The 12,537-nt window shown below is 61.9% G+C and carries 9 protein-coding genes; 5 read left to right on the top strand and 4 right to left on the bottom strand.

The window, feature by feature from the left end; translation table 11 throughout:
- Window positions 1–75: 75 nt before the first annotated feature.
- The gene (locus tag ACSQ3F_RS01060) at window positions 76–1,707 is read right to left on the bottom strand and encodes a diguanylate cyclase domain-containing protein (protein ID WP_436098506.1); all 1,632 of its coding nucleotides are present in this window, start codon (window positions 1,705–1,707) and stop codon (window positions 76–78) included.
- A gap of 240 nt (window positions 1,708–1,947) precedes the next feature.
- Here ACSQ3F_RS01060 and ACSQ3F_RS01065 point away from each other — a divergent pair, with 240 nt between their 5' ends.
- Window positions 1,948–3,744: a caspase family protein gene (locus ACSQ3F_RS01065; protein ID WP_436098507.1), complete on the top strand. Its 1,797-nt coding sequence runs from the start codon at window positions 1,948–1,950 to the stop codon at window positions 3,742–3,744.
- Here ACSQ3F_RS01065 and smc read toward each other — a convergent pair whose 3' ends face one another.
- From smc to ACSQ3F_RS01080, 3 genes are all read right to left on the bottom strand, one after another.
- Window positions 3,745–7,209, bottom strand: a complete 3,465-nt coding sequence (gene smc, locus ACSQ3F_RS01070) for a chromosome segregation protein SMC (RefSeq protein WP_436098508.1) — start codon at window positions 7,207–7,209, stop codon at window positions 3,745–3,747.
- Between the two features lie 300 nt (window positions 7,210–7,509).
- Window positions 7,510–8,391 carry a DsbA family protein gene (locus tag ACSQ3F_RS01075; RefSeq protein WP_436098509.1) on the bottom strand — a complete coding sequence of 294 codons (882 nt, stop codon included), beginning with the start codon at window positions 8,389–8,391 and terminating at the stop codon, window positions 7,510–7,512.
- Window positions 8,392–8,516: 125 nt separating this feature from the next.
- Window positions 8,517–9,023, bottom strand: a complete 507-nt coding sequence (locus ACSQ3F_RS01080) for a DUF721 domain-containing protein (protein WP_436098510.1) — start codon at window positions 9,021–9,023, stop codon at window positions 8,517–8,519.
- Window positions 9,024–9,110: 87 nt separating this feature from the next.
- On the opposite strand from ACSQ3F_RS01080, the gene mutY reads away from it, so the two are divergent.
- The 4 genes from mutY (at window position 9,111) to ACSQ3F_RS01100 (ending at window position 12,368) form a co-directional block, all read left to right on the top strand.
- Window positions 9,111–10,226 (top strand): A/G-specific adenine glycosylase, encoded by a 1,116-nt coding sequence (mutY, locus tag ACSQ3F_RS01085; RefSeq protein ID WP_436098511.1) that lies wholly within the window; start codon window positions 9,111–9,113, stop codon window positions 10,224–10,226.
- The gene (locus ACSQ3F_RS01090; protein WP_436098512.1) at window positions 10,226–10,843 is read left to right on the top strand and encodes an HAD family hydrolase; all 618 of its coding nucleotides are present in this window, start codon (window positions 10,226–10,228) and stop codon (window positions 10,841–10,843) included. The genes mutY and ACSQ3F_RS01090 overlap by 1 nt, the downstream gene beginning before the upstream one ends.
- Before the next feature lie 2 nt (window positions 10,844–10,845).
- Window positions 10,846–11,214: a nuclear transport factor 2 family protein gene (locus tag ACSQ3F_RS01095; RefSeq protein WP_436098513.1), complete on the top strand. Its 369-nt coding sequence runs from the start codon at window positions 10,846–10,848 to the stop codon at window positions 11,212–11,214.
- Between the two features lie 116 nt (window positions 11,215–11,330).
- Window positions 11,331–12,368, top strand: coding sequence for a calcium-binding protein (locus ACSQ3F_RS01100; protein ID WP_436098514.1), 1,038 nt, complete (start codon window positions 11,331–11,333; stop codon window positions 12,366–12,368).
- Window positions 12,369–12,537 lie beyond the last annotated feature (169 nt).

A 12,537-nucleotide genomic window follows, 5' to 3' on the forward strand; every position in this document is an offset into this window, starting at 1 on the left:
AATGCATCGGTGGCGAAAATTTGCTGCACTGCAGCAAATCTTGAAACAAAGTGCCCCGGATGAAAGAAATGAGGGTCACGCCGCGGCTTGGCTGCGGCGCCACGTGCTTTTTCCGGACGCCTTTGCCTGATAAAGCGCGGTGTCGGCGGCGCTCATCAATTCGTCGGGATCGAAGCCATTTTCGGGTGCTACGGCGATGCCGATGCTGACGCTGATGCCGATCTCCCGGTTTTCTATGCCGAAAGGTTTTCCAAGCGCATTGATGCAGCGATTCGCAACGTCGGCAGCCCTCGCCGCCGAAGCGTGCTGGAGGATGGCGAATTCGTCGCCGCCGAGCCTTGCCACGAGATCGCCGGCGCGCAGCACCGATTTCAACCGCTCGGCCACCTGCTTCAACAGGATATCGCCGGCGGCATGGCCGAGGGTATCGTTGACCGGCTTGAAGCCGTCGAGGTCGAGGTAATGGACCGCCAGTTCCTGACCGTCACGCACGGCCGTTTCCAGCGCGGTCTCGAGCCTTTTGCGGAACTGCATGCGGTTTGGCAGGCCCGTCAGAGCGTCATGGTGGGCGAGATGCGTGGCATGCGCCTCGGCGCGAACACGATCGCTGACGTCGGCGATCGTCAGGAGGAGCCGCCGGGATGCCCCCTCATGAAGGATGCGGACATAGATGAGCACGTGATGCTCCGTGCCGCTCGCCGTCTTCTGGTGCCAGACGGTGCGCGCCTCGCAATCGGCATCAAGCCCGCGCAACGTGGCGGCAAGCCGGTCGCTCTCATTGGTGGCATGAAAATCCGTGACGCGTTTTTGCAGCATTTCCTCACCGCTAAAGCCGTAGAGAGCGACCGCAGCGTCATTGACTGCGACGATATCGAGCGTGGCAGCATCACAGACCATCATCGGCATCGGGTTGGCGTCGAACAGCAGCCGGAATGATTCCTCGCGGAGCTTCAGGTCGGTGATGTCAATGCGCATGCCGATCGCACCGCCATCCGGTGTGCGGCGATCGTCATGGCGCAGCCAGCGTCCGTCGCGCAGCATCTGCTCGTGCTGGGAAACCGGAAGCGCATGTTTCTGCAGGCGCTCCTCGATCCAATTCTCCGGATCGGTCACCAGTTCCGGCATCTCGCCGCTCTTAAGGCTGATTTCCAGGATCTCCCGAAAAGGAATGCCGGGACGCAGATATGCCGCGATCTCCGGATAGAGTGCAGCATATTTCTCGTTCCACAGGACATAACGGTCCTCGGCATCGAAGACGCAAGCCGCCTGCGGCAGCATGTCGATGATGAAGCCCAGGCGCCGGCGGGCTGCCTCCGCTTCCATCAAGGCCTCGTCGTTTTGCCGCTCGAGCTCGAGACGCATCGATTCGAGCGCCTTTTCATCGATCAGGTCACGAATGACGACCCCGATCATCGCTTCTGCGTCCGCACCAAACCGCACGAAAGAGAGTTCGACGGGGATCGCGCCGTCATCGCTGCGCAAAAGCATCGTTTCGCGGCGGAACGATCTGGCGGATGCCGTTGACAGCAAGTGCCATTGCGGCAGGAGCCGCGAAACCGGTGTTCTCGCGAGCATCGACCCGGCGCCAGCCATTTCACATGCGGCCTGATTGGCAAACACGATGGTGCCGGCCGCATTCACGCACACGCAGGCGAAGGGCACGCCCCCCAGCAGCAACAATGCATCTGCGCTTGTGAAATCCGTCAAGCCTTCAAGTCCTCGACAGCCAACTCCACCTATCCGAAAGGCGTAGGCGATACCGTAAGCTGCAGATATGAAAAAACTTCTTATCAGGTGAAGACGTGTTTAAGATGAACGTCCGCACGCACCCCGCCTGGATTTGGAAGGCGATCGATTACTGCTTCGAACTGTGCTTTGTCCTTGTGCAAGGAACGATGAATTTTCCGGGGCCGACAGGCGTTTCCTGAAGGATGGGGGCGTTTCAAAATGCAGGAGATCGCAAAAAGGGTATTGGTGGCGCTGGCGATTGTCTTGTGGGCGGGTGTTTCGCCTTCTCACTCGGCAGACGGACGGCGGCTGGCTCTTGTTATCGGCAGCTCGGCCTATGAGGCAGCTGGCAATCTGCCAAATGCGGTGACCGACGCAAGGCAATTTGGCGCATTCCTCTCCAGTCAGGGATTTGACACCGACATCGTCACCGACGCAGACCGCAGGGAGATGGCGGACGCCGTGTCGCGCTTTGCGCGCAAGATCGGGGCGGACGACGTCGCCCTCTTCTATTTCGCCGGTCATGGCATGCAGCTTCGCGGCGAGAACTATCTCGTCGGCACTGACGCGCGGCTTGCGAGCGAATTCGATGTCGCGGCCGAGACTCTGGCGCTTACGGATGTCATCGGGGCAATCGAGAAAAAGTCGAAGATCGCCCTCTTCTTCCTGGACGCATGCCGCAACAATCCGCTCGCCAACCGCCTCAACGAAGAGATCGAAGGCGCCACCAGAAGCATCGCGACGCGAGGACTGGCCCCCGTCGAAACCGAGAGCGCAGGCACCATGGTCGCTTTCGCGGCGGCACCAGGACAGGTCGCGTCCGACGGGAGCGGCGCGAACTCCCCCTTCACCACGGCTTTGATCGGCCATCTCGCGGGCCCCGGCCTCGAAATTGGTACCGCCTTCAAGAGGGTTATCCGCGACGTTCGAAAGGCGACAGCCGGCAAGCAGTCGCCGCAGATATTGTCGTCACTGGCACTGGAATTCTATTTCAACACCTCTTTGCCACAGGCGGAGCAAGCGCCTGTCGCCACACCGACGATCGATCCCAAAACGATAGAGGCCGAAGCAGATTTTCAAAAGGCGCTGCGGATCAATACGCCGCGCATCTGGAGGTTCTTTCTCGCAAAGCATCGCAGCGGGGAAAAGGCAGATGTCGCCCGGCAGATCCTGTCAGTCATGGAGCCGACAGCACTTCCCCCCCTGTTCCCGACGCCTGAGCAAGCCGAGAACGAACTTGCCCTCAACAGGACTGATAGAAGCAAGATTCAGCTGACTCTTGCCGCAAAGGGCTTCGGTGCGGGAACCGCGGATGGCGTGTTTGGCGCTCAGACACGCAAGGCCATCACCGACTACCAGAAATCCGCCAGCATTACCGGTACCGGCTACTTCAATGAAAAGACGGCGAAGGCGCTCGGGATCGATGTGAGCAAGGCCGAGGACGGCCTTTACTCCTCGCCCATGGCGCGGCTGTACATGCCGAAGGATTTCGCAGGGTTGGAAACCGATGCACGCGTCTTGAAGGCAGTCGATTGCGACCCGTGGCAGGAAAAAGTCTACGGTTCCTTCGAGGGGCATGTATACGTGGTGATATTTGCGCGATGGACGACGTGGAAATCGGCGGATATGGCGGCGAAACGCTGCGGCGGCCATCTGGCGACGATTGGCTCGAAGCAAGAAAATGATTTCGTCGTCTCGCTCTTCAGCAAGGACGAACGCTTGTTCCTCATGGGATTTGACGGAAGATACTCCTACAGAGATGGCCCCTGGATCGGATTGGTTCAGGATGAAAATGGTCGCGAGCCCAAGGGCGGCTGGCGATGGGTTACCGGCGAAGCTCTGAGTTTTACCAAGTGGCTGGAATCAATGCCAAATGAAGACAAGCCGGGCGACGACTTCGGCAAATATTTTACGGCTGTCCAAGGCAAGCACGACATGAAAGGCGTCCGGCTCGACAGCTGGGACGACATGGGTCTGCCGAATACAGGCCATAGCTTCGTCATCGAATTCGAATGATCACACCGCTTCGCGCAGCTGCTCTGCGGTCTGGAGATCGACGGAAACGAGCTGGGAAACGCCCTGCTCGCCCATGGTGACGCCGAACAGGCGGTTCATGCGGGCCATGGTGATCGGATTGTGGGTGATGATGACGAAGCGGGTCTCCGTCGACGCGGCCATCTCGTCCATCAGGTTGCAGTAGCGCTCGACATTGTGATCGTCGAGCGGCGCATCGACTTCGTCGAGAACGCAGATCGGCGCAGGGTTGGTGAGAAACACGGCAAAGATCAGCGCCATCGCCGTCAGCGCCTGTTCGCCACCCGATAGCAGCGTCATGGTCTGCGGTTTCTTTCCGGGCGGCCGGGCGAGGATTTCGAGGCCGGCATCGAGCGGATCCTCGCTCTCGATCAGTTGCAGCTCGGCCGTGCCGCCGCCGAAGAGATGGGTAAACAGCCGCTGGAACTGCGCGTTGACCACGTCGAAGGCAGCAAGCAGGCGCTCGCGGCCCTCGCGATTGAGGTTCTGGATCGCCGAACGCAGCTTGCGGATCGCGTCAATCACGTCCTCGCGTTCCTTCAGCATGGCCTCGAGCTTGTCGGACAGTTCCTTCTGCTCTTCCTCGGCACGCAAGTTGACCGCGCCCAGGCGCTCGCGCTCGATCTTCAGCCGCTCCAGTTCACGCTCGATCTGGCGCATGTCCGGCAGATCGCCATCGACCGGAAGACCGGTGAGGCGCATCACCTCATGTGGCGCGCAGTTCAGCGCTTCACGGATACGGGCCTCGACTTCCACCCGCTTTTCGCGGGCCGACACGAGCCGTTCTTCCGCGCGGCCGCGCTTCTCGCGGGTTTCGGCAAGCTCAGACAGCGCGGTTGCTGCCAGCCGATCGGCCTCGCGCTGGCGGGTTTCGGCCGCGGCCAGAAGGTCGGCCGCCTGCCGCCTGGCCTCTTCCGCCTTCGAGAGTTCATTCATCAGAGCGCGGCGCTTCTCGTCGAATTCATCCGGCGCTTCGAGTAGTTCTTCCGCCTCCTCGCGCGCCTCGCTTTCGCGCTCGCGCAGGGTTTCGATATGCTCCTGCGCGCTCGCCGCCCGCGCATTCCAGGTCTGCCGCTCGGCAGCGATTGCCCGGATGCGGCGCTCGCGCGCTTCGTTTTCACGGGCAAGGCCGTCATTGATCGCACGCGCTTCGGCGACCCGCGCCCGGTCGGTCGCGACGGTCGTCATCTGGCTGTTCAGCCGGCGTTCCAGTTCACCGAGATCCGGCGCGTCCTCCAGCGCCTCGCGCGCGCCTTCCATCTGTTCGCCGATTTCCTCGACCTGCAGGGCGAGCTGACTGCTTGTTTCCGCCAAAACGGCGCGGCGGCGGACGAGATCGCCGGAAGCCCGCTCGGCGGCCGCCAGCGCATCGCGCGCCTCGGCGAGCTTGCGCACGACCATACGCTGGGATTCGCGCGACAGGCGCAGGCGCTCGTCCTCGGCGCGGATATGCGCGGCGGCGGCGGCAAGTGCCGCCTCGCGCAGTTCCAGCTGATGGCGGGCATCGGTGAGTTCGCCTTCGAGTTCGGCCAGCCGGTTCTTCTGCTCAAGGCGGAGCGCGGCCGCACTTGGCGCATCGGCGCCGGTCACATGGCCATCCCAACGCCAAACGGCACCCTGGCGCGTCACCAGCCGCTGGCCGGCCTTCAGCAGCGGCAACAGCCCTTCGGCCACCGCGTCACTCTCGACAATGCCGATCTGGCGCAGACCGCGCTCGAGCGCCTGCGGCGCCTGCACATGCTCGGTGAGCGCAACGGCGCCTTCCGGCAATCGCGGATCGCTGGCGGCATCACCCGGCGTGCGCCAATGGGCGGGCGCGCTCGGGTCGAGCGGCGATTCCAGGTCTTCGCCAAGGGCAGCGCCAAGGGCGGTTTCGAAACCGCGATCGACCTTCATGTCATCGACAACCGGAGGGGCAGCACCCTGTATCGCCGTGGCTTCAAGCATGCGCCGGATCGTGCGCGCTTCCGTCTCGATGCCGTTCAGCCGGGCGCGAGCCGCATCGACCGGCGGGCGGGCATCGACCTCTGCCAAGCGCGCGGAGTTCAGCGCGTCCTCGATATCGGCAATACCGTTTTCAGCCTGCTCCAGCGCCGCTTCGGCCGCCTCGACCTCCTCGCGCTTTTCCTGCGGATCGGGAAGTGCCGAAATCTGCCGGTCGAGTTCGTCGAGATCGCGATTCTGGTCGGACAATTGCCTGATAAGACGCGCCTGCCGCTCGGAGAGATCGCGGATGGTCTTTTCCAGCTGGTTGCGCGCTGCCTGCGCCTCGGCCTTTTCGGCGGTCAGAAGGCCCAACTGCCGCTCGCTTTCGGCCAAGGCCTCGCTGGCGTCGGCCAACCGCTCGCGCGCTTCCTCCGCCCGCTCGCCGGCTTCGGCCAAAAGGTCGCGAAGCTCGCTCTCCTCTTCGTCCAGCCGGGCGAGAATGCCGGAATTGTCGGCGACCAGGCGCTCCTCGCGGATGATGTCTTCGGCAAGCTGCGACAGGCGGCGCTGCAACTCGTCGCGGCGGCGCAGGATGCGGCCGGCGTCTTCCTCGAGCTGCGACTTGGCGATCTGCAGCCGCTGAAGGGCGGCGGCGGCGCGGGCCTCGCCCTCGCGCAGTTCCGGCATCTTCAGACTGGCGATGCCTTGCGCCTTTGCCGCCTCCATCTGGGCTTGCGCCTTTTCGGCAACCAGCGATGTCGCCTGGTTGAGATGGCTGTCGGCTTCGGCTTCGGCCTCCTTCGCCTGCGCCCAGCGGATATGCAGAAGCATCGCCTCGTGACGGCGGATATCGGCCGACAGCATCTTGAAGCGGTTTGCCTGGCGCGACTGGCGCTTCAGGCTTTCGATCTGGCTTTCGAGCTGGGAGGTAACGTCCTCCAGCCGCTCCAGATTGGTTTCGGCCCCCTTGAGGCGCAGTTCGGCCTCGTGGCGGCGCGAATGCAGGCCCGAAATGCCGGCGGCCTCTTCGAGCAGTTGCCGCCGCGCCTGCGGCTTGGCGGCGATCAGTTCGCCGATCCGCCCCTGCCCGACCATCGACGGCGAGCGGGCGCCGGTCGAGGCGTCGGCGAAGAGGAGCTGCACGTCCTTGGCGCGCGCTTCCTTGCCGTTGATGCGATAGACCGAGCCGTTCTCGCGCTCGATCCGGCGCGTCACCTGGATCTCGTCGCTATCGTTGAAGGCGGCGGGCGCCGTGCGGTCGGAATTGTCGAGATAGAGGCCGACTTCGGCGGTGTTGCGGGCCGGGCGGTTGCCCGAGCCGGAAAAGATCACGTCGTCCATGCCGGACGCGCGCATGTTCTTGTAGGAGTTTTCCCCCATCACCCAGCGCAGCGCCTCGACCAGATTAGACTTGCCGCAGCCATTCGGCCCGACAACGCCGGTCAGTCCGCGCTCGATGACGAATTCGGAGGGCTCGACGAAGGACTTGAAACCGAGAAGACGGAGTTTTGTGAATTTCATGAGGCATGCCCCGAGTTCGAGGCGAAATACCCCCCTCTGTCACTCCGTGACATCTCCCCCACAAGGGGGGAGATCAGCCGCAGGCATTGTGCTCGACTTACCAGAGCGGCCGCGAGGGAAAAGAATGATCTCCCCCCTTGTGCGTCCCTATCTTCGAACCAACGAGGTAAAAGAATAATCTCCCCCCTTGAGGGGGAGATGTCACGGAGTGACAGAGGGGGGTAGAACTGTCGACACGGCAGAGACAGAAAAACGGGCGCACTGAGGCGCCCGCCGGTCGTTCTCAAAGAACGCGAAGGATCAGAGCATCGTGTCGATAAGGGCCGACATGGTGTCAACCGACATGTCTCCGGAATATTGCTTGCCATTGATGAAGAAGGTGGGGGTGGCTTTTACGCCAAAATCCTTTTCGCCCTTCTGCATCGTTGCCTGCACATCATCGAGAAGTTTCTGGTTCGTCAAGCAGGCCTCGAAGCTCTCCTGTGTAAAACCGGCGAGTTTCGACATCTGCAGCAGCGCATCGCGGCCGTTCGGGGCGGCGGCCCAGGTTTCCTGCTGCTTGAACAGCATCGAGACCATCGGGAAATACTGGCCTTCCGGCGCGCAGCGCGCCAGCATGAAGGCAGCCGCTGCCCGCGGATCGAACGGGAATTCCCGAAGGATGAAACGAACCTTGCCGCTATCGACATACTTCGTCTTGATCGCGTCGAAGGTGTTGTTGTGGAAGGCCGCGCAATGCGGGCAGGTCATCGACATGTATTCGACGATGGTCACCGGCGCATCGGCCTTGCCGATCGACATTTCCGGCAGCGGACCCGACTCCATCAGCTTGGCGACATCGACTTCGCCCTGGACCTCGGGCAGTTCGGCCTTGGCGGGGGCCGCTGCTTGCGCCATCTGCGTCTGGTTGGCGTCGGCGGTCGCAGGCTTGATGGCCGACGACATGGTCGAGGAGGTCATCGTGCCATCGACGGGCTTCACTTCGGTCTTCGTCGCGGCCATCATCGAGCCGTCAGCCGGCTTGACCTCGGTCTTTGCCACTGTCTCGGTCGTTTCGGTTGCCGGTGTGGTTGAAGCCGCGTCCTTCTTCTCGTCGCTGCAGGCGGCGAGCGTCACGGCAATGGCAGCCACGGCGACGCCGCTCAGGAGGCGCTTGAAAGGGCTCATTTCAGAAAGGGACATGGTTTCACCTGTGTAAAGGGATGAACGAAAACGGTCGAAAATTCGATAACTTGCCTTGTCGGGGGCGACAAGGGCCTGCCGCTCACCAAAGTTCAAACAATTGTGACCGGCTGATGTTTTGACCGTCATTTCTTGCGCTGAGACATGACGGCCGTGCCAAGCCTCGTCAGCGCCGCTTTCAGCGCATCGCTCTCGATGCCGTCCATCATCTCTTCCAGATGCCGCGCCCGAGCGCCGGTCAGCGGCTTCGGCTTGCGATAAGGCTTGGGTGGCGGGGAGACCGGCTTTTGCACGATCCGCATCTGGTTGATCGCCGGAAAACCGAAGAAGCCGTTGATCCGCTGGATCAGTTCGCCCTGCGCGTGGGTGAGGAAAAGCGCACGTGCGCCTTCGCAGGCGACGGTCAGGACGCCGGGCTGATAGCCGCCCTCGCCCGCCATTTCCGAGGCGCGGCGCGGCCAGGCGATTTTCTCCGGCCGGGTGCAATCGGCAAACTCCTCGCCGGCGATCTCGTCCCAGGAACCGAGCAGCAGCGTGTTGATGCCGGCGCGTTTGGCAAGCACCGGGTCGATCAGGCGATTTGCGATCTCGCTGATCTGGACGACGCCCTTGCGGGTATAAGGTTGTTTCAACAGAACGGCTTTCGCTTCTCGATTTCGCCCTTGAAGGATGGCGAACACTGCTCCAAGTATAGGACCCAACCAATCTTCCGGCAAATCATGCAGCAGACATTCAAAGCGGCCGATGCGGCCGACCGGCTTCTTGCCTGGTACGACCGGCACCATCGCGATCTTCCCTGGCGCGTCTCGCCGCCGATGACAAGGGATGGCGTCGTCGCCGATCCCTATCACGTCTGGCTATCGGAGGTGATGCTGCAACAGACGACCGTGCAGGCGGTCAAACCCTATTTCCACAAGTTCCTGTCGCTCTGGCCTGATGTCGCCGATCTGGCGGCCGCGGACGCCGAAGAGGTGATGAAGGCCTGGGCGGGGCTCGGCTACTATGCCCGGGCGCGGAACCTGAAGAAATGCGCCGAGGCCGTCGCGCGCGACCATCGCGGCGTGTTTCCCGACACCGAGGAAGGGCTGAGGGCGCTGCCGGGGATCGGCGACTATACGGCTGCGGCGGTTGCGGCCATCGCGTTCAACCGGCAGAGCGCCGTGCTCGACGGCAATGTCGAGCGGGTGATTTCCCGCCTGCATGCGATAGAAACGCCGCTGCCCACTGCCAAACCGCAGATGCGGGGACTGGTGGCCAAGATGACACCGGCGGACCGGCCGGGCGATTTCGCGCAAGGGATGATGGATCTCGGCGCGACGATCTGCACGCCGAAACGCCCGGCCTGCGCGCTCTGTCCTTTCAACGATCTCTGCGCGGCGTTGAAGACGGCCGATCCGGAGACCTTTCCGCGCAAGGCGGCAAAGAAGGACAAGCCGCTGCGCGTTGGCGCGGCCTTCGTCGCCAGTTGTCCGGAGGGCGCGGTCTATCTGCGCAAACGCGCCGAAACCGGCCTGCTGGGCGGCATGACGGAGGTGCCGGGCACGGCATGGACGGCCCGCATCGATGGCGAAACCTCGGTCGAGGCGCAGCCTTTTGCCGCAAGCTGGGAACCCTGCGGTACGATCACGCATGTTTTTACGCATTTTGAATTGCGCTTGTCGGTCTATCGCGCGAATGTCGCCAACCAGAACAAAAGCGGAAACGGCTGGTGGGAACCGTTTGCCTCGCTGGAGGCGCAGGCGCTGCCAACCGTCATGAAAAAAGCAATCGCCCAGGCCATACCGCATGCCTTCCACGGCAAGCGTGATGGAACCAGGGAACCGAGGAACACCTGATGAGCAGCGTCGAGATCCGCCACATCGTTTTCGATATCGGCAAGGTGCTGATCCATTACGATCCGCATATTCCCTTCAGCCGGATTATTCCGGACGAAGCGGAGCGCAAATGGTTTTTCGCCAATGTCTGCACGCATGACTGGAACATCGAGCAGGACCGCGGCCGCGACTGGCGCGAGGCGGAGGACCTGCTGATCGCCGAGCATCCGGCGCATGAGGAAAGCATCCGGGCCTTCCGCAAGCACTGGCACGAGATGGTGCCGCATGCCTATGTCGAATGCGTCTCGATCATGGAGTGCCTGATCGCCAAGGGCTACGACGTAACCCTGCTGACCAATTTCGCCTCCGATACCTACAAGGAGGCGCAGAAACTGTTTCCGTTCCTGACCCTGCCGCGCGGCGTGACGATTTCGGCAGATGAGCGCCTGATCAAGCCGGACGTGGCGCTCTATCATGCGCATGCCAAGAACTTCGGCCTCGCCCCTTCCGCGACCTTGTTCATCGACGACAACATGGTCAATGTCGAAGGCGCGCGGGCGGCCGGCTGGCATGCCGTGCTTTTCACCGATCCGCAGACGCTGCAGGCCGATCTTTTGGCCTATGGGGTCAATGTGTGAAAATGGCTGCAAAGCCTCCCCTTGATCCCGTCGCGCTCGTGAGGCGGTTTCATGCCGCCATCAGCGCGCTTGATTTCGCCGCGATCGAAGCTTTCTTCACGGAGGGCGCAACCTATTCCTCCGGAAAGATCGGTGGGGTCGAGGGCCGCACCGACATCATGGCGGCGTTCCGGCGCTATTTCGCCGAGTACCCCGACCAGATCGCCGAGGACAGCCTGATCGAACCTTTATCCACTGTCGCGGCGCGGTCGATCTGGCGCCTGACAGCCACCAGCACGCTCACCGGAAAACGGCTTCGGCGACAGGGCGAAGAGGTCGTCACCTTCAACCAGGAAGGCAGGATCGTCAGCGTCGACGTCACCGACCGCTGACACCAAAAGCCCTTTTTGAAATCACCAAATCGCCGCAATTGGTTCAGCTATCATTCACCTTGTCGGCTGCATGATCCGCTTCAGAATTCAGCGGTTTAACCGAAAGGCTCAGCATCATGTCGACAATTATTACTGGCACCAGTGGCGACGATTTCTACAAGCAGGACGGCGATGTCGAAGTGGAGGTCTATACCTACGGCGGCGATGACGATATCTACCTCAATCGCACCGACGACCTGGGCGGCTTCAACTACGTAAGTGCCGGAACCGGCCATGACTACGTGCTGAACTACTTCGAAGGCGGCAACGACATCTTTCTCGGCGACGGCAACGACCTCTATGTCGCCGACATCCGTGCAGGCGATGCGAGCAGCTACGACATCGTCAAGGGCGGCACTGGCAACGACAAGTTCGTCGTCGATACCGAGGTCAGCAAATATTACGGCGAATCTGGCAACGACACCTTCAAATCCGTTGGCTTTGACAACTACTTCAACGGCGGCAGCGGCATAGACACGATCAGCTATCAGTTGCAGGACGAATACGACTCGCAGCGCGGCAAGGGCGTGACGATCGACCTCGGCGCACAGGAGGCCACGACCGGCGGCGGCCATGTCGAAGACCTGATCAGCATCGAGAACGCGATCGGCACGAATTATGGCGATGACGACATCACCGGCAGTTCGGCTGGCAATGTCCTCAAGGGCCTTGGCGACAACGATCTCCTCGAAGGCCTCGGCGGCGCCGACGATCTCTATGGCGGCTCCGGGGACGACGATCTCGAGGGCGGCTCGGGCGACGATCTCCTGGTCGGTGGCACGGGCTTCGACTACCTGACCGGCGGCACCGGCGAGGATACGTTCGACTTCAATTCGATCAGCGAATCGGTCGTCGGCTCCAGGCGCGACGTGATCACCGACTTCCACCGTTCCGAACTTGATGTCGTCGATCTCTCGACCATCGATGCCAATGAATTGCTCGGCGGCAACCAGAAGTTCACCTTCATCAGCGGCCAGGCATTCCACCACAAGGCCGGCGAGTTGCGGTTTATCAGCGGCGCCATCTCCGGCGATACCGACGGCGACGGCGTTGCCGACTTCCAGATCAAGGTCAGCAACGTCACCAAGATGTATGCCGACGACTTCTTCCTTTAAGCCGTCGACCATTCGGCAAAACGTTGAAGGGCTCCGCCGTTGGCGGGGCTCTTTTGTTTTGCACCATTGCCAGAGCACGCAAACAGAAACGCCCAGAACCTTTTCGGATCCTGGGCGTTTAAGTCTCCCTCCGGGACTGAAGGTACGAAACCGGAAGAACACTATCTCT

This window comes from Pararhizobium sp. LjRoot238, assembly GCF_964252955.1.
Classification (GTDB): Bacteria; Pseudomonadota; Alphaproteobacteria; order Rhizobiales; family Rhizobiaceae; genus Pararhizobium.

What these genes read in the sequence shown, in the direction of transcription:
- ACSQ3F_RS01100 (WP_436098514.1), top strand. Translation starts at nt 11,331, where the DNA reads ATGTCGACAATTATTACTGGCACCAGTGGCGACGATTTCTACAAGCAG.
- ACSQ3F_RS01075 (WP_436098509.1), bottom strand. Translation starts at nt 8,391, where the DNA reads ATGTCCCTTTCTGAAATGAGCCCTTTCAAGCGCCTCCTGAGCGGCGTC.
- ACSQ3F_RS01095 (WP_436098513.1), top strand. Translation starts at nt 10,846, where the DNA reads ATGGCTGCAAAGCCTCCCCTTGATCCCGTCGCGCTCGTGAGGCGGTTT.
- smc (WP_436098508.1), bottom strand. Translation starts at nt 7,209, where the DNA reads ATGAAATTCACAAAACTCCGTCTTCTCGGTTTCAAGTCCTTCGTCGAG.
- mutY (WP_436098511.1), top strand. Translation starts at nt 9,111, where the DNA reads ATGCAGCAGACATTCAAAGCGGCCGATGCGGCCGACCGGCTTCTTGCC.
- ACSQ3F_RS01090 (WP_436098512.1), top strand. Translation starts at nt 10,226, where the DNA reads ATGAGCAGCGTCGAGATCCGCCACATCGTTTTCGATATCGGCAAGGTG.
- ACSQ3F_RS01065 (WP_436098507.1), top strand. Translation starts at nt 1,948, where the DNA reads ATGCAGGAGATCGCAAAAAGGGTATTGGTGGCGCTGGCGATTGTCTTG.